The sequence below is a fragment of the Mucilaginibacter kameinonensis genome (genome assembly GCF_003675385.1).
Lineage (GTDB): Bacteria > Bacteroidota > Bacteroidia > Sphingobacteriales > Sphingobacteriaceae > Mucilaginibacter > Mucilaginibacter kameinonensis.
This window is the reverse complement of sequence record NZ_RCWZ01000005.1, coordinates 701,671-719,377: the sequence shown is the minus strand read 5'-3', so window position 1 is coordinate 719,377 and position 17,707 is coordinate 701,671. Positions and strand designations below refer to the sequence as shown.

The 17,707-nt window shown below is 43.9% G+C and carries 17 protein-coding genes and 1 riboswitch; of the genes, 3 read left to right on the top strand and 14 right to left on the bottom strand.

Annotated elements, in window-relative coordinates; genetic code table 11:
* Nucleotides 1-9: 9 nt before the first annotated feature.
* The 12 genes from EAH55_RS25980 to EAH55_RS25925 form a co-directional block, all read right to left on the bottom strand.
* Nucleotides 10-3,282: a SusC/RagA family TonB-linked outer membrane protein gene (locus EAH55_RS25980; RefSeq protein ID WP_162997053.1), complete on the bottom strand. Its 3,273-nt coding sequence runs from the start codon at nucleotides 3,280-3,282 to the stop codon at nucleotides 10-12.
* Nucleotides 3,283-3,512: 230 nt separating this feature from the next.
* The gene (locus EAH55_RS25975) at nucleotides 3,513-4,673 is read right to left on the bottom strand and encodes a FecR family protein (protein ID WP_121812220.1); all 1,161 of its coding nucleotides are present in this window, start codon (nucleotides 4,671-4,673) and stop codon (nucleotides 3,513-3,515) included.
* Nucleotides 4,674-4,747: 74 nt separating this feature from the next.
* Entirely contained in the window at nucleotides 4,748-5,347 is a 600-nt protein-coding gene (locus EAH55_RS25970) for an RNA polymerase sigma factor (protein ID WP_121812219.1), read from the bottom strand.
* Nucleotides 5,348-5,511: 164 nt separating this feature from the next.
* Nucleotides 5,512-6,342, bottom strand: coding sequence for a bifunctional hydroxymethylpyrimidine kinase/phosphomethylpyrimidine kinase (gene thiD, locus EAH55_RS25965; protein WP_121812218.1), 831 nt, complete (start codon nucleotides 6,340-6,342; stop codon nucleotides 5,512-5,514).
* Between the two features lie 9 nt (nucleotides 6,343-6,351).
* Complete coding sequence (gene moeB, locus EAH55_RS25960; RefSeq protein WP_121812217.1) at nucleotides 6,352-7,413, bottom strand: HesA/MoeB/ThiF family protein; 1,062 nt, start codon at nucleotides 7,411-7,413, stop codon at nucleotides 6,352-6,354.
* A gap of 4 nt (nucleotides 7,414-7,417) precedes the next feature.
* On the bottom strand, nucleotides 7,418-8,530 hold the full coding sequence (thiH, locus tag EAH55_RS25955) for a 2-iminoacetate synthase ThiH (protein WP_121812216.1): 1,113 nt from the start codon (nucleotides 8,528-8,530) through the stop codon (nucleotides 7,418-7,420).
* A complete protein-coding gene (locus EAH55_RS25950; protein ID WP_121812215.1) occupies nucleotides 8,523-9,290 on the bottom strand; it encodes a thiazole synthase in 768 nt (255 codons plus the stop codon). The genes thiH and EAH55_RS25950 overlap by 8 nt, the downstream gene beginning before the upstream one ends.
* Nucleotides 9,291-9,301: 11 nt before the next feature.
* Entirely contained in the window at nucleotides 9,302-9,946 is a 645-nt protein-coding gene (locus EAH55_RS25945) for a thiamine phosphate synthase (protein ID WP_121812214.1), read from the bottom strand.
* Complete coding sequence (locus EAH55_RS25940; RefSeq protein ID WP_121812213.1) at nucleotides 9,943-10,551, bottom strand: thiamine phosphate synthase; 609 nt, start codon at nucleotides 10,549-10,551, stop codon at nucleotides 9,943-9,945. Before EAH55_RS25940 ends, EAH55_RS25945 begins: the two co-directional genes overlap by 4 nt.
* Nucleotides 10,551-12,434 carry a phosphomethylpyrimidine synthase ThiC gene (gene thiC / locus EAH55_RS25935; protein WP_121812212.1) on the bottom strand — a complete coding sequence of 628 codons (1,884 nt, stop codon included), beginning with the start codon at nucleotides 12,432-12,434 and terminating at the stop codon, nucleotides 10,551-10,553. Before thiC ends, EAH55_RS25940 begins: the two co-directional genes overlap by 1 nt.
* A gap of 16 nt (nucleotides 12,435-12,450) precedes the next feature.
* Nucleotides 12,451-12,654 carry a sulfur carrier protein ThiS gene (thiS, locus tag EAH55_RS25930; RefSeq protein ID WP_121812211.1) on the bottom strand — a complete coding sequence of 68 codons (204 nt, stop codon included), beginning with the start codon at nucleotides 12,652-12,654 and terminating at the stop codon, nucleotides 12,451-12,453.
* Between the two features lie 66 nt (nucleotides 12,655-12,720).
* Nucleotides 12,721-12,812: riboswitch (TPP riboswitch) on the bottom strand.
* A gap of 291 nt (nucleotides 12,813-13,103) precedes the next feature.
* Nucleotides 13,104-13,433 carry a c-type cytochrome gene (locus tag EAH55_RS25925; protein WP_162997052.1) on the bottom strand — a complete coding sequence of 110 codons (330 nt, stop codon included), beginning with the start codon at nucleotides 13,431-13,433 and terminating at the stop codon, nucleotides 13,104-13,106.
* 130 nt (nucleotides 13,434-13,563) lie between these two features.
* Here EAH55_RS25925 and EAH55_RS25920 point away from each other — a divergent pair, with 130 nt between their 5' ends.
* The gene (locus EAH55_RS25920) at nucleotides 13,564-14,358 is read left to right on the top strand and encodes a helix-turn-helix transcriptional regulator (protein WP_121812209.1); all 795 of its coding nucleotides are present in this window, start codon (nucleotides 13,564-13,566) and stop codon (nucleotides 14,356-14,358) included.
* Between the two features lie 65 nt (nucleotides 14,359-14,423).
* Nucleotides 14,424-15,272, top strand: a complete 849-nt coding sequence (locus EAH55_RS25915) for an NmrA family NAD(P)-binding protein (protein ID WP_121812208.1) — start codon at nucleotides 14,424-14,426, stop codon at nucleotides 15,270-15,272.
* A gap of 83 nt (nucleotides 15,273-15,355) precedes the next feature.
* Here the strand turns inward: EAH55_RS25915 and hxlA are convergent, their stop codons facing one another.
* Entirely contained in the window at nucleotides 15,356-15,988 is a 633-nt protein-coding gene (gene hxlA / locus EAH55_RS25910; RefSeq protein ID WP_121812207.1) for a 3-hexulose-6-phosphate synthase, read from the bottom strand.
* A 37-nt stretch (nucleotides 15,989-16,025) separates the two neighbouring features.
* Nucleotides 16,026-16,622 (bottom strand): 6-phospho-3-hexuloisomerase, encoded by a 597-nt coding sequence (hxlB, locus tag EAH55_RS25905; RefSeq protein ID WP_121812206.1) that lies wholly within the window; start codon nucleotides 16,620-16,622, stop codon nucleotides 16,026-16,028.
* Nucleotides 16,623-16,819: 197 nt separating this feature from the next.
* On the opposite strand from hxlB, the gene EAH55_RS25900 reads away from it, so the two are divergent.
* Nucleotides 16,820-17,683, top strand: a complete 864-nt coding sequence (locus EAH55_RS25900) for a helix-turn-helix domain-containing protein (protein ID WP_121812205.1) — start codon at nucleotides 16,820-16,822, stop codon at nucleotides 17,681-17,683.
* Nucleotides 17,684-17,707 lie beyond the last annotated feature (24 nt).

Sequence of the window (17,707 nt, the reverse complement as noted above, 5' to 3'; positions counted from 1 at the left end):
GTTATAATTTTATAATGTGACTTGTAAACCTGCAGTAATAGTTCTTAACGGTGGAAGGCGGTAGGCGCTTTGGTTCTCCGGGTCAAGGTTGCCATATTTTGAAACGGTAAACAGGTTATCGCCTTGTACATAAACCCTCAGGTTTTGCAGGTGCAGCCTTGTTAAAACATGTTGTTTGAATGAATAACTTAGGGATAGGTTCTGGAAGCGGATATACGAAGCATCGCCAAATGCCGCAGTACTGTTTTTAGCATTTGAAAGAGGCGTCAGCAACGCGAAACTGGTTCCGAAGCGTTGAATATTGGTAACGTCGCCAGGTTTTTGCCAGCGGGCCAGCATATCGGTAGTAACGTTTTCTGCTCCAAGTCCGGGAGGGAGTAAGCCGTTTTGGCCGAAAGCATTTTTGCCAACCTGGTTAATGAACCTGAAAGTAAAGTCAAGCGTAAAGCCATTATATGAAAAGCTGTTTTGCAGCGAGCCATAAAATTTAGGCTCGGTATTAATAATGGCTGTATTATCAATACCTGCAACAGGGTTTGCTGTTATATTGCCGTCCTTATCATAAAATTGATATATACCCGTTTGGGTGTTTACGCCGGCAAACCGGTAAACCCTTTGTATGGTGGTTGGCATGCCCAATATATAAGCATTGGCAAACGAGGTAGTGTTAAGGCTTGGATATTTGATGAGCGCGGTACGTGGTATTGTCAATAAACCTGTGCTTGACCATGAAAAGCTATTGCTTCTTACGTTAATGGTATTTAAGGTAAGTTCCCATCCCTTATTTTGTACAAGAGCCGGCAGATTTGATATAATGGATGTTGAACCGGTAATAATACTTAAAGGATAGCCGTACAGTACATCCGAGGTACGGTTGCGGTAGTAGTCGGCTTCAAACTCGATACGCTCGTTAAGAAAATGCAGATCGATACCTAACTTGGCTTTTTTAGTGGTTTCCCACGATAAGTTTGGATTGGCCGGACTTCCTGCCGATAAACCCGGCACACCCTGGTATGGAATAGCTGCGGTTACAGCAGTATAGCTTTGCAGGAAGCGGTATGATCCAATCTGATCATTCCCTGTTATACCATAGCTTGCTGTAAGTTTACCAAGATCGATAAAAGAAAGGGCGTTTTTAAAGAATTTTTCTTTAGAGAAAATCCAGCCACCACCTACGGCGCCAAATAAATGGTACTGCCTGTTGGGGCCAAACTTACTTGAGCCATCGTACCTGCCGCTTACATCAAGAATGTATTTTCCGTCCCATATATAACCTAATCGACCGAACAAGGCAGCAAACCGGCTTTTGTCATATCCGTAAGGAATAGTAGTGGTTATTTTTGTTCCGGCCGAGATACTTTTTAACAGCGCATCACTGGTGTAGCCTGTTACTGTTAGTTGAGTTGATGCCGATGTTTGTTCCTGCAAGCTGGCACCTACGGTTGCCGTAAAATCACCTTTACTGATTTTTCGGCTATAGTTTACTTGAGGTTCAACGCTCCAGGTGGAGTTAACATCAGTTGTAAACCTGCTTGACCCCGTAGTTACATTTTGAAATGGCGCGTAAGATGTTGTTGGCGACCCCAGAAACTCGTTTATCTCCTGCCTGTTATAGCCACTGGTTAGTTTTATCTCCAATCCTTTAATCGGCCTGTAGCTTAATATTGCACTACTTGTCAGGTTGCTTGCAGGAGTGCTGTTAATTAATTGAGTTGAGGTGTAAGGATTATAAAAAGTACCGTTTTGAAAATTGAGTGTGCCATCCGGGTTGTATATTGGAGGTGCATCCGGCGATAAGGAAACAGAACTGGTAAAGTCGACGTTTTTGATTGTGTTGTTGTTGTAGAGATAGCCTCCGGTAAATGAAACAGAAAATTTATTGTCGCTTGTTGCCGAATTGATACTGAAGTGGGCTGATGCATTCTGGTATGAGCCGCCAAGCTTCATCAGGTTTGACTGTGTATTGTAATTGCCGCTGATGAGGAATTGCGTATTAGCATTTCCACCTGATATTGTTGCCTGCGCATTGGTTGTGTGCGATGCTCCGCCTATTAACTCTTTAGCCCAGTTTGTATACCTTGTAGTGTCCCACGTGCCATTAATGTCATATGCGGTAGCGAAGGATGGCCCATCATTTTTGTAAGCTTCATGGCGCATTTCAAGATACTGCTGAGTGTTTAGGAAATTAGGCAACCGTGTAACCTTGCTTGTTCCCTGGTAAACATTCAAATCAATTTTGACATTACCGGCCTTCCCTTTTTTAGTAGTGATCAAAATAACACCGTTTGCCGCACGTGATCCATATATTGAGGTAGCAGTTGCATCCTTGAGCACGTTAATGCTCTCAATATCCTGCGGGTTGATAAAGCTGAGGGCGTCGCCGCCAATTCCCGATTTGCCGGGCAAGCCTCCCAAAGTGCTATTTTGCATATCGTAATAGCCACCCTGGTACGGCACACCATCAACAACATATAAAGGATCGGTGCCGGTGCCGTTATTTATACCATTTTGCCCCCTGATCTTCACGCTATACACACCACCGGGCATGCCTGTAGTTTTAACTATGTTCATGCCGGGTACGCTGGCCTGTAGCGCCTCCAATACATTGGTAACAGGATACTTAGCAATGTCTTTGGCGGTGATGGTAGTTTGATCGCCTACATTAAAACGTTTGGTTGTTTGGCCATAGGCAATTACCTGGATCTCGTCCAGTTTACCGATGTCTGGTTTTAGCGTAACGATGAGCTGGTTTTTAATATCTTTTATAAGGAACTCCTGCGTGGCGTAGCCTACATAGCTCACCTGCAATACGGCATCATCTTTAGGATCAATCAGCAATGCTGTAAATTCGCCTTTTGCATTGGTGATCCATACGTTTAGTGCGTTCTTTAGTTTTAAATTAACACCGGGAAGGGGATTACCTTTATCGTCAAATACTTTACCGCTGATCAACCTGTTTTGAGGTAGGGTGATTGTAATCTGCGGCAGATCTTTACGCCTGATCACAATGCTTTTATCCACTACAAGATAATCAAGCGGCTTGTTCTTAAAGCATTTCTGAAGTACTTCGTCGATGGTAGCGTCATTTATCTCCACATCAATTTTAGGAAGATTTTTTAGAGCGCCGGCTTTGTAAAAAAATGAATAACCACTTTGTTTCTCAAGCTGTTTGAAAAGTGTTTCCATGCTTATGTTGTTCGCATTTAAATTAATGCGCTGGCCATAAACTGCGGCGTTAACCTGCAGGAAACCAATTAAAAGAAGCAATGTGGTTAACTTCATCACCAATAGTAATTTTTTTAGTTGCGTATGGGTAATACGCAGCAAACAAGAAGCAGAAAAATGCATACTTTTGTACGGTTTTGGGTTTCAGTAAAGTTTGTTTAGTCAGATAAGTCAAATGAGGTTGGCCCAAACTATCGCCGGACAGTGTTGCAACCACTTTCCGGTTTTTTATTGTGCTACCATTGCACTGGTGGCCTCGCCACCCTGGTGTATATCCTGTGGAGTAGTTATTTTACGATAATTTTTCTCCCTTCTATTTTAAAGTTAACACCCGAAAATTCAAGTATTTTTAAGGCTTTGGCAGCAGTGAGGCTGCGCGGAAATGTTCCGGTAAAAACATCATCATCAGGTAATTTACCCGTGTATTCAATGTCCACATCATACCAACGGCTAATTTGGCGCATAACAGTTTTGATGTCGGTATCGTTAAAATGGAATTTGCCGTTTTTCCAGGCCATTATTTCATCGATATCAGTTACCTCGGTTACTTTGATAGCTGTAGCGGTTTCGTTATTGCTGATGGTTGATTGCTGGCCAGGTTTAAGCATGGCCGATAGGGTACCCTTGGTAATCTTTACCGATCCTTCAAATAGGGTTGTTTTAAGTGCGGTTTCATCGCTGTAAGTGTTCACGTTAAAATGGGTTCCCAGTACTTCAATAGTTTGCCCTGCTGATGATACGTGAAATGGCATCGCCTTATTTTTTGCCACTTCAAAATAAGCCTCGCCAATTAATTCAACACTACGTTCTTTGCCGGTAAATGTCGTTGGGAATTTTAATGATGATGCCGCATTAAGCCAAACCTGCGTGCCATCGGGCAAAACCACATTGTATTGACCGCCCCGCGGAGTGGTAACTGTATTGTAGGTTACTTCAGAAGTGTTAGAACCGAGGGCAGATGAAAGGTATGCCAGCATGCCGCTGCCGGTTTTTTGAACAATAGTTTTTCCCTGTGTAGCCAGTTTGCCGTTTTTAGTATCATCAAGTACAAGTTTTGAGCCGTCGGCCAGGGTGAGGATGGCTTTATTGCCCCCCGGAGCGATGTCATTTTTAGCTATTACGTTGTTTTGCTGTACAATTGAATGTTGCTTGTAATAATAAAAGGTAATGCTAATGGATAGCAGCACAGCGGCCGCTATCCATTTTACATAGGTAAGCAAAATGACCTTGTTATTTTGGGCGGGGTATTGGTTCGGTTTAAAAGTGCCAATGTAGGTTTGCAGGTTGCTAAAAGTATCCTGCTTTATTTCTTCAAGCTCATGGTCACTTTTGGAAAGTTCGGCACCGTTTAAGGATTCATACCAATTTTCAATAAGCATGCGTTCTTCGGGTGTTGCAGCACCCGAATTATACTTTGAAATCAATATTTTTAACTTTTGCTCTTCCACAATATGTTGTTTATATGCATATTCGTTTGGAAAGCTAAAAGTACTATACGATTTTACAATTTATTTGAAAAAAATTAATGATGAAGTAATAAAGGTATGTAGTAAACAATGAAACCAACAGTTGCTATTGGCGAATTATAGTCTTTAAGGCATAAACGAAGCCTTCCATAAGCGTTTTGCAATTGATTTTTTACTGTTTGCTCAGATATGCCTAATTTTTCGGCTATTTCACGGATAGAAAAATTGTCTTCTTTCTTTAAAAGGTAAATCTCCTTCATGCGTTCAGGCATTTTTGTTACCTCTCCGGCAATTACTGCTTCTAATTCCTGGTTTAATAAAAGGTTTTCTGACGATGGATCAAACGGGCTATCGGTACTAATGGCCGATTGGGTATATCTTAAATGGATTTCAGATTTTTCAAACTCGCGTAGTGTTTTATTGCGAAGTGTGCCATATAAAAAAGGTCGGATTTCTTGCGGGGTACCCAAATTATCAAGGTTATCCCACAGCACCATGAAAGCCTCCTGTACCAAATCTTTTGAAACATCTTCGGCCTGGGTTTTGCGGTAAGCATGGCGGTAAAGCTCGTGCCAATACTCGTTAAAGGCTGTTTCAAACACCTGAATTTTTTCTGACCAAACAACAGCAAGCTTATCGTGAGTACTACCCCGCATTAAAAATCAATTAGTTTTTTAAAGATACAAAAATATCTAAAAAGTATTTTGCGAACGGTAGCCCGGAGCAATAGCCGGTTCTGGCGAATCAATTAAAGATTGCCCGGTATTTTAAAGAATGTCTTTTTTATATTTAAATCTATTATCGGAACTGATATATACTTTCAAAAATTGAGCTTTGCTAACTTACGGGGATTAAAGAAATGATTCAGCGGTCCGCAACCCTCGCCAGTTTTTATATTCTGCCCTTCTTTGATGGCTATATTAACGTAAACCCCGGCCGAAGCAATAGCTTCTGTTATTGATTGCCCCCGTGCTACATAAGCCGCGATGGCCGAAGCCAGCGTGCAACCTGTTCCATGTGTATTTAAGGAGTTTATAAAAGGGTATGCAAAAGTTTCTCTTTTACCTTGCTGATCAGCATATACATTGTAAAGTTCAGCCCCGTTTAAGTGGCCACCTTTTACAAGGATAGCCCGGCTTCCTAAGTTTAATAATGCTTTTGCTGCATCTATCATATCATCAACATTGCCAACCTGTTTGCCGGTTAGCTGGGCCGTTTCATTCAGATTTGGCGTGAGTAGGGTGACCACCGGGAAAAGTAGTTCCTTCATGGCAAGCAACGCTTCGTTATTTGCCAGTTGTTTTCCGCTACTTGAACTTATAACAGGGTCGAGGATGATGGGTACTGGTTCGTAACTTTTTAAAGTATTGGCTACCGCCAGTACAGTTTCGGCATTTGGCAGCATGCCGATCTTCACCGCTGAAGGCCGGATATCGCTCATTACCGCGCTAATCTGATTTTGTACCATTGCCGGTGGAACAACATGGATATCAGTTACCCCCAGCGTGTTTTGCGCGGTGATAGCTGTAATGGCGGAGGTGCCATAGCACCCCAGTGCGGCAAATGTCTTCAGATCGGCCTGAATGCCTGCGCCGCCGCCGCTATCGGAGCCGGCAATGGTTAATACCGAACAATATTGATAATACTGCATAATCGCGTTCTAAAAATTAAATGCACTAATACCACCTTTTAAACTGAAAGCCTCTCTGCCCGAAAAAGATCGGGTTTGCTGAGCAGCAATTTTACTGCGTTGCCCGGTCTGGCAGATGAACACCAGTTTTTTATCAGGTGGAAGACTATCGACGTGTTCTTCCAATTCATAAAGCGGGATATTTACTCCGCCTATATTTTCATCGTCAAATTCATAGTCTTCACGTACGTCAACCAGATAAATTTCGTCGGGTGTTTCTCTTAGCCATTGTATAACGGTGTTGGCATCGACTTCATTTATAACTCTATTACCTTCCATCGGTAGAGTCTTATTGACCGGGAGCTGTGGTGCTGTAGTAGCTATTTTGAAAATACTGAGGCTATTGTCAAGCGCATTCAGGGTTAGCAATTTACCAGATAATAGCTCGCCCATGCCACATATCAATTTAACAGCCTCATTGGCCATATAAGTACCTATTATACCGGGTAGCACACCAATAACGCCAATTTCGGCACAGTTGGGTACTTCATTTTCCGGTGGCGCTTCGGGAAATATGTCACGATAGTTGGGGCCGCCCAGATGATTAAATACCGATACCTGCCCCTCAAATTTAAATATCGAGCCAAATACCAACGGTTTGCCGAGGGAGGCGCAGGTATCGTTTACCAGGTAGCGGGTAGTAAAATTATCAGAACCATCTATTACTACATCAAAATTGCTTATCAGTTGTTGTGCGTTGGCCGGGATAATCCTTTCGGTATAAGCTATCAGCTCCACAAAAGGGTTAAGCTGGTTTAGTTTTTGTTTGGCTATCAAAGCCTTCGGTTGGCCAACATCAGCGGCAGAATATAATATTTGCCTGTGCAGGTTGCTGATGTCAACCACGTCATCGTCCACAATGCCAATGGTGCCTGCACCTGCCGCTGCAAGGTACTGCAAAATAGGGCAACCTAAACCGCCGGCACCTATCATCAACACACGTGCAGCTTTTAATTTTTCCTGTCCATGCAAACCCAGTTCCGGCAATATCATTTGCCGGTTATATCGTTTCAGTTCTTCGCGCTCTAACATATCATTAGGTTAAACAGCTATCCCAATCTTTCCAAACCGCTTCATAACCCTGTTTGGCAATTATCGCTGCAATTTCGGCAGGACTGCGTTCGTCGGAAATCTCGAACTGCTCCAGCGATTCGGGCTCGACCGCGTACCCACCTGGATTAGTTTTTGAACCAGCGCTTATAGAAGTAATACCCAGCCTGATGATATTATTGCGGAAGTTGGCAGATTCGCGGGTGGATATCGAAAGTTCAACCTCTTCGTTAAACAAACGGTAAGCACAGATCAGCTGCACCAATTCACGGTCATTCATTTCCACCTTTGGTTCAAGACCGCCGCTAAAGGGCCTCAATCGTGGAAACGAAAGACTGTATTTGGTTTGCCAGTACTTTTTTTCGAGGTAGTTAAGGTGCATCGCCGTAAAAAAACAATCAGTACGCCAGTCTTCCAAACCTATTAATACGCCCAGCCCCATTTTATGAATCCCGGCCTGACCCAACCTGTCGGGCGTTTCAACGCGGTATTTAAAATTTGATTTTTTGCCTTTGGGATGATGCTTTTTATAATCTTCTTTATGATATGTTTCCTGGTATACCAATACGGTGTTAAGGCCATAGGGTGTAAGCTGCTGGTAATCTTCAAGGTCCATCGGCTGTACCTCCATTGAAATATGCGCAAAATGCGGCCTGATCAATTCGAGCACTTTTTTAAAGTAATCTACATGCACATTAACATTGTCCTCGCCGGTTACCAATAAAACGTGCTCGTAGCCCATCTCCTTGATAACGGCTACTTCCTGCATAATTTCCATCGGCGAAAGCGTTTTGCGTTTCACCTTATTATCGTAGCTGAAGCCGCAATAGGTACAAATGTTGCTACATTCGTTGGATAAATAAAGCGGCACATACATCTGCAGCACCTTGCCGAACCGTTTTAAGGTTAAACGCTGGCTAATCTGTGCCATTTGCTCCAGGTAGGGAGCTGCCGCGGGTGATACCAGCGCCTTAAAATCTTCCAATGTTCTTTTATCGGCGGCCAGGGCGCGCTCCACATCGGCACTGGTTTTAGCGTAGATGCTGGCCTTGGTATCGTCCCAGTTATATGTTTCAAAAATATCGTTAAAACTACTCATCTAAAAAAGAAGTTAGTGGACTACTTGCCATAGCATGTGATACCGGTTGCGCCAGTTTGGCTTCAAAGGCCATGCGACCGGCTTCAACGGCCAGTTTAAACGCTTCGGCCATTTGCACAGGGTTACTTGATACCGCGATGGCGGTATTTACCAGTATCGCGTCGGCGCCTATCTCAAGCGCTTTGGCCGCATCTGATGGAGCACCTATGCCCGCATCAACAATAACAGGTACACTGCTTTGGCTGATAATGATCTCTAAAAAGTCGATGGTTTTAAGTCCCTTATTACTGCCAATGGGCGAACCTAAAGGCATCACAGCCGCGGTACCCGCATCCTCAAGTCTTTTACATAACACGGGATCGGCATGGATGTAGGGTAGCACCACAAAACCCATTTTCGCCAGTTCTTCGGTAGCCTTTAGGGTTTCAATCGGGTCGGGCATCAGGTATTTGGGATCGGGATGTATTTCCAGCTTAATCCAGTTGGTTTCGAGTGCTTCCCGGGCAAGTTGGGCGGCAAACACAGCCTCTTTTGCATTGCGTACTCCCGAGGTATTAGGCAGCAGATTGATATGCGGGTATTTTAAACGCAACAACAAATCGTCGTTGTCGTTATGTTTTACGTCAACACGCTTCAGGGCAACGGTTACCAGTTCGGAGCCAGAGGCCAGCAAAGCCTCCTCCATCATGGCAGGCGAATTAAATTTGCCTGTACCTGTAAATAAGCGCGACTGAAAAGTTTTATCAGCGATGGTTAACATAGGCGTTACTTTTAAGCTTCGTTTAACGAAGGTTGATTTAAATGATGATATAATTCCGAAACCATTTGCCTGACATCTGTGGCCTGGGTGATGGCGCCGGATAACGCTACCCCGTGTATTCCGGTTGGTATGATCAGCGGGATATCGGCCGGCACAATGCCACCAATAGCGATTACCGGGATACTCATTTTTGCAAGACGCATTTGAGCGACGATATCCCAATAGCCCCGCAAGCCCAAAATAGGGCTCAGCTTTTCCTTGGTAGTTGTAAAGCGGTAGGGGCCAAGGCCGATATAGTCGGCACCATCGGTTGCACGCTGTTGTATATGTTCAAAAGTATTAGCCGTGCCACCAATAATCATATCCGGCCCAACAATCTGACGGGCCTGTTGTATGTGCATATCCTGCAAGCCGAGGTGCAACCCGTGCGCGCCCGCTTTTAGTGCAATTTCGGGGTGGTCGTTCACTATTAATTTGGCGCCATACTCATCGCAAAGCTTAACGGCTTCAACGGCGTATTGCAGGATGATATCTTCGGGCTGATCTTTAACCCTCAGCTGGATCCATTTACAACCCGCATCCAAAGCGGCTTTGATAGCGCTAAGGTGTGTGCCATTTTGAGATTGTTGAGAGATATAATGTAATTTATCGATCATGAATTTAATTGTTCGGTTACTTTTTTAATGTTGATAAAATTTGAAACGGCATGTTGCGGATCTTGCCAGATAGCGCCCAATACAGCCGCTCCGTCGAAATTCATATTTTTTATCTGTTCGAGATTGGACTCATCTATGCCCCCGAGGGCGAAAACTTTTGGCGAGGGCATACTTTTATCCAGACAAAAATCTGCAGGCAAAATGCTTCGATAACCAGGCTTGGATATGCTACTAAATACCGGGCTTAAAAAAGCATATTCAAAGCGTTGTAATCCGGGAATTGCGCCAATATCATGTATCGAGGTGCTCAACCGGTAGCCGTCGTTAACCAGCGAGCTTAATTTCGATTGATCGCTTTTGATGCGGTCATTTTCGGTATAATGCAAATAATCCATTTCAAAAATTTTGATCAGCTGATGGTGCTGATGACAAACAATAGCATGATGGTATGCCCGATCAATTTGAGTAATAAGATCGATGCACCGGCCAATATCCCAAGCTGGTTTGCGCAGATGTAAACGTTGTAATCCGGCCCCAAACAGGCGGTTAATGATTGGTGCTTCATTTGCCACCACATCAGGGGCCGATATCACGATCAGTTCCATTACAGGTATATTTCGCTGCCTTTTTCGGCAAATTCTCTTGATTTTTGCTCCATACCCTTTGCTAATGCATCAACTTCTTCAACACCATTCTCTTTGGCAAAGTCGCGCACATCCTGTGTTATTTTCATTGAGCAGAAATTTGGTCCGCACATCGAGCAAAAGTGCGCGATCTTGGCACCCTCGGCAGGCAAGGTTTCATCATGAAACTCTTTAGCAGTATCCGGATCCAACGATAGGTTAAACTGATCTTCCCACCTGAACTCAAACCGTGCTTTGCTTAACGCATTATCACGGTACTGCGCGCCTGGATGGCCCTTGGCTAAATCGGCCGCGTGGGCAGCAATTTTGTAGGTGATAACGCCATCCTTAACATCCTTTTTGTTGGGCAAACCCAAATGTTCTTTGGGTGTAACATAGCATAACATTGCCGTACCAAACCAGCCAATCATGGCAGCGCCGATAGCCGACGTAATATGATCGTAGCCCGGAGCGATATCTGTTGTTAATGGCCCCAAAGTGTAAAATGGTGCTTCCGAACAATGTTTCAGTTGCTTCTCCATGTTCTCTTTAATGAGATGCATAGGCACGTGGCCTGGGCCTTCAATAATGGTTTGTACATCGTGCTTCCAGGCTATTTTGGTTAGCTCGCCCAGAGTTTCCAGTTCGCCAAACTGCGCGGCATCGTTGGCATCAGCAATACAGCCGGGACGCAAACCATCACCTAAGGAGAAAGCAACATCATAAGCTTTCATGATCTCGCATATCTCTTCAAAATGCGTGTAAAGGAAGTTTTCTTTATGATGTGCCAGGCACCATTTAGCCATGATCGAGCCTCCGCGCGATACAATGCCTGTAATGCGCTTGGCGGTTAAGGGCACGTAGCGCAGCAAAACGCCCGCATGGATAGTGAAATAGTCAACACCCTGCTCGGCTTGTTCTACCAACGTGTCCCGGAAAAGCTCCCAGGTCAGGTCTTCGGCTTTGCCATTCACTTTTTCAAGTGCCTGATAAATAGGAACGGTGCCTATCGGCACAGGTGTATTGCGGATGATCCATTCACGGGTTTCGTGGATGTTTTTGCCGGTCGAGAGGTCCATAATGGTATCTGCACCCCAACGGCATGCCCAAACAGCTTTTTCCACTTCTTCTTCAATACTTGAGGTAACCGCCGAGTTGCCAATGTTAGCATTGATCTTAACCAAAAAATTACGCCCGATGATCATCGGTTCGCTTTCGGGGTGATTAATGTTTGATGGGATAACTGCACGGCCAGCGGCAACCTCTTGCCTTACAAAGTCGGGAGTAATGTAACCTTTAGGCGTATTGGCGCCAAAGCTATGGCCCTGGTGTTGCTGGCTCATTACATCATATTGTCCGGTCAGTTGTTCTTTTAACAGGTCGATACGCTGGTTTTCACGTATGGCGATATATTCCATTTCGGGCGTGATAATGCCCTTTTTAGCGTAATGCAATTGGGACACATTCATGCCCGTTTTGGCACGCAATGGTTTGCTGTGATAAGCAAAACGTAAGTGGTCCAGACCGGCATCGTGTAAACGTTCACGACCGTATGCTGATGATATACCTTCCAATTGGTCAACATCGCCACGTGAAGTAATCCATTCTTCACGCAAACGGGGTAACCCTTTTTTAACGTCAATTTGTTGGTTAGGGTCGGTATAAGGACCACTGGTGTCATAAACTGTTACCGGTGCATTGGGCTCGGTTTCGCCAAAACGGCCATGTAATTTGGTGTCGCTCAGGCTTATTTCACGCATGGCTACTTTGATATCATGCAATTGCCCTTTAACGTATATTTTTCGCGATGCCGGAAACGGTGTTTGGGTGATTGCTTGCGCGGTGGGTGTTTTTTCTGTTTTCATAAAGGCTATTTGTTGTTTATCCTCCCTGGGTTGCTTTGATGATGATGATTTTATCGCCTGCGTTGAGCATGCAGCTTTCCCATTGGGTTTTGGGAATAATAGCTTCGTTGATTGCGATGGCAAGCCCCTGGTGCGGATGCTGTAAAACATCAACGAGCAAAGCCTGCACATTGCAATTATCAGGCACAATAAAATGTTGTTGATTAACGGTTACTTCCATTACGTTGCATTAAAAAAAATCAACAATAGGAATGTACCCGTACAAGGAAAGAAAAACAACACGAATAGCATTGTCGTCACTTTTCCCTTCGCCAGCATTACCCGGATCAGGTTCAAAGGGTATTATCTCAGTCCGTCAGGACACCCCTAAAGTTGGCATAAAGGTAAAGCAATTAAATATTAACATGCAAATCATTTATTAACTGGTATGAAAATAAGTGCCCGGGAGAAGCTTAAAACCTCGAATCGTGATTGCTGTGTGGTTGAGATGGAGGAGTGACCCTAACAATATTTAAAATAGATGAAATTATATAATATAGCTAATAATCAATTGATTGTGAGACAGGTCCTTGTTTGAACTAAAGGTAGCTTAATAATTGGATCAGGAGTTCGGCATTCCAACAAGTGGCTGTTCACTATCTATAAAAAACTCATCTGTTCAAATTACTTCTATCTCCCGGCAACAACCTTCGTTTGTTCAATCCTTAGCGTTTTAACGTAAGTAGCTATCTTAGCAATTTGCTCCGGTGTAAATGTAGTGCGCCAGGATGGCATTATCTTTCGCCCATTGGTTATCACGTTCACCAGGGCCTGCTCGTCAAGTTTACTTAGCTGTAAATTGGCGGCGCCAAGAAATCCCCGGGTGCCATCTCTGCCATGGCACATTTTACAGCGTTTTTGAAAAAGAGTTTTACCATCTGCGATTGGGTTGGATTGTGCGAAGGGCATTAATGGTGTAAACATCAATGCAATAATTATGGGTGTTTTTAATGTTTTCATTTCATGTTTTGTTTGAAGCAAAAATTTAAACACCGGCATTTTTAAAATAGAACAAATCCGTCAACTTTCGGCCTGGTAGTTTTGTAACAACCAGTGGTTTAGATCATCAAAACAAAATAACTTTATAAAAATGAAGCTGAATACTTTCCTGCCTGCCGATGTATTAAAGCCTTTTGTAAGGTATTATTATACCATTAATGACGACGTTGTTGATGCAAGTGATGCCCGTTCGTTCAGGATTATAGCCGATGGTTGTCCGGGTATCCTCTTTCAGGATAACAATAGTGGTTATTTTAGTAAGGACGAAAGAATATTACCCTCTGCATTTTTGTTTGGCCAGGCCACCAAACACGCCGATATGCATTTAAAGGGAAACTTTGAAAATGTTGGTGTTTGCCTGCAACCCAGTGCCTTATTTCGTGTTTTTGGCCTGGATGCCCATGAGTTAACTGATACCTGCCTTGAATTGGACAAGCTTGCCGAACAACTGGCAAACGCGCCATCGGCAGAAGTTAAAATACAACAGATCAGTAATTACCTGCTCGCTCATTTAAATGCCAGAAAACGCGAGGGCGAACCCGGTATTGGCTACGCTGTTAACCGGATCCTTACATCAGAAGGTAATCTCTCTATACAGCAACTTCAAAAAGAACTATACCTATCTGAACGCACTTTCGAACGGAAGTTTAAACAGCACATCGGCCTGTCGCCAAAACTGTTTGCAAGGATCTGTAGTTTTCAGGCTTCATTAAAGCAACTTAACAGCAACGATTTTGATAAACTTGCCGATATAGCATATCAAAATTATTATTCGGATCAATCGCACCTAATCCGCGCATTTAAAGAATTTGCAGGTCTATCACCACGCCAATATTATAAACAGGCTAATGATGTGGCCGAAAACTTCACGTCGCTTGCAGGTTAACATTTGACGGTTTTATTCTATTTCCAGGTTCATAGCTGCCATAGTTTTGATAAAAAACAACAGTTATGAAAAACAATGAAAAAAACATATTGGTACTGGGTGCCAATGGAAAAACCGGTAGCCGTATTGTTAGCCGCCTTGAAAATTTAAACATACAAGTACGCCGGGGTTCACGTAACGCGATGCCCGCCTTTGACTGGGAAAAACGGGAAACCTGGCCCATCGCGCTTAAAGGGATAACAGATGTATATATATCGTTTCAGCCTGATTTGGCCGTTCCCGGCGCCGATGCGGCTATCAGATTATTTATAACGGAAGCCGAAACTGCCGGTGTTAGCAAAGTGGTATTGTTATCTGGCCGTGGCGAGCCCGAAGCTAAGCGTTGTGAGGAAGTAGTTATCCAAAGCGGTATCCCATACACTATTGTGAGGGCAAGTTGGTTCAACCAGAATTTTAATGAAGGTTATCTTGCTGAATTTATTGGGGGCGGCATGTTAGCTCTACCAACTGGGGGCATACGTGAGCCTTTTATTGATGCCGATGATATAGCCGACGTGGTGGTAGCGGCGTTTACCGAGACTGGCCATCAAAACCGGATATATGAAGTTACCGGCCCAAACTTGCTCACCTTTGCCGAAGCAGTACAGGAAATTGCAGCCGCGACAGGCAAACAGATTACCTATATAGATATCCCGTTACAGGATTATCTCGCCGAGTTGAAAGGTTATCAGCTACCTGAGGAAGTTATTGAATTGATGGCCTATCTATTTGGTAATGTACTGGATGGTCGCAATGCCAGTGTTACCAATGGCGTTCAGGAAGCATTAGGTCGTGCACCTAAAGATTTCCGGGAGTTTGCCCGGACCGCGGCAGAAAATCGCGCCTGGGATAATCAGCAAGTTGGTTTAGGTTAAAGGGTTTTACGGCGAGAGTCTCCTGTTCTCAAACAAAAAAGCACACCAAAATAGTGTGCTTTTTGTTTAATAAGGATAATCGTTTAGGCCGCGTCAACCGCTTCACGAAGCGCCTTAGCGGCGGCGGCAGGATCTTCGGCTCCATAAATTGCGGCGCCTGCTACAGCTACCTGGGCACCGGATTTAATAACCTCGGTAACATTGCTCAGGTTTACACCACCCGCGATAGAAACCGGAACGCCGGCCCTTGCCGCTTCATCAATTAATACCTGGATAGAGTAACCGGCTGTCCATTGCTCATCCAGCCCGGCATGCAGTTCCACGAAATCAACCCCAAGATCAGTCACTTCACGTGCACGTTTTACTCGGTCAGGATAACCAATTGTATCCACCACAACACCTTTGCCGTGGGCTTTCGCGGCTTTAACGGCACCAATAATCGTCGCGTTTCCAGCGGCACCCATAACGGTCACTAAATCAGCACCTGCTTTAAATGCAATATCCGCTTCAAGTTCACCGGCATCGGCTGTTTTAAGGTCTGCAAACACCAGTTTGTCGGGATGTGCGTTTTTCATTGCCGTTATCACGCCCGAGCCCATGTTTTTGATTAGGGGAGTACCCAGTTCTATAATATCTACATAAGGGGCAACTTTAGCGGCCAGTGCCAATGCGTCTTCTGTGGTCAATAAGTCTATTGCTACTTGTAATTTTGCCATTTTTATTTGAGTTTTAAATTTATTTATGGGTTAATAATTATTCCATGTTCGCGTGGCGTTTCCATAGTTCTTCGGCAGGAGTGCCGTTAATTTTCCAGAGTTCCATGAATATCGCGTCACCAATCAGAAGGACGGCTTGCTCAAAAAGACTCCCCGCGTACTGCATGGATTTGCTGCCACCATGATCCTGCTTTTCCGCCGCCGGGACGAGGATATGCGTATTTGCGAGTCTGGCCAGCGTTGATGCTTCATTCGTAGTAAAAGCGATTACTTTCGCACCAACCTGTTTTGCTTTTTCAGCGGCTTTCACGATAGTCCCGGTAGTACCCGACCCAGATGCGGCCCAAAGGACATCGCCCGCTTTTATAGCCGGCGTTATGGTTTCACCAACAAAATATACTTGAAAGCCCAGGTGCATTAAACGCATGGCTATAGCCCGCATCGCGAAGCCCGAACGACCTGAAGCGATAAGAAAAATTGCATCCGCTTTAATGATATCGTTAATGAGTTTGATGAATGGACTGAAATCCATCTTTTGGGACAAGGCAGTATGTTCCTGAAGTATCTGTGTCAGATTATTTTGAATATCCTTAGCTATTGCTTCGCTTTTTTGATCAATTAAATCCATTCGCATCCTTTTTAAATCGGCAGCAAATCTATTCCGGCCATTACAGGTTATCGTTACACAATGAGCTTAATAGGGTGGACTATCAGGAAATTTCCTCAATTAAAAGTCATAAATAGACATATCTGTCGGATGTATTTCCGAATAGTCCACCATAATTACCTGATCGTCCAATACACTATTTTTGAAGTCCTTACCTTTACGGCATGACGCCAATAGCCCAGGAAACACGCCTCGAAAGCGCGATGATCTATATCAGAAATCTAAACAATTGCCCGCCAAGCTATCTGAACGATCCCGGCCGGAAAGATTTTTTTGAAATTGTTTGGCTCAAAAACGAAGATCCTTTACACGCTTTAAACACTGCAGACTTTGATGTAAAAGGCGATTGGATTTATCTGATACCGCCATATCGCGTACATCAGCTAAATAAGGCAGGTAAAAACGGCGAACTATTATCATTTAAACGGGAACTGATAGACGATGAGGATAAGGAGTTTTTGTTGGATATCTTCAAGATATTCAACGTTCAGGGTGAGTTTTCCTGTTTGAGGTTGGATAGGGAGGCTGCTGATGGGTTAAGTGGTGTGTACAATTTGCTAACGGAAGAATACCAGAAACCAAACACCGAGTTAGTTATTTTGAAAGCATTACTCAGGGTATTTTTATTAAAACTGATCAAGGTTAAGGAACAAGAGTTTACCGGCCATGATATTCACCAGAAAAGGGTTTATGAATTTCTGATGCTTTTGGAAAGTAACTATATTGAAGTTCGTAATATCGATTTCTATGCCGGGAAGCTTGGCGTGAGCTCAAAAAGATTGAACCAGATCTTAAAAGATAAGCTGAACAAAACGGGTACCCAGATCATTCACGACAGGATAATACTGGAAGCTAAAAGACTTATCATTCATAGTGAACAAACCATCAAAGAGATCTCATTTGAACTGGGCTTTTCAGACCGTCCTTATTTCAGCCGTTTCTTTAAGAAGCAAACCGGGCAAACACCTGATGAATTTCAGAAACAAGCTCAAAATCATTTGAAATCAAAGTTTAACACATTGGTGTAAATTCCCCAATGCCACCAGGCTTGG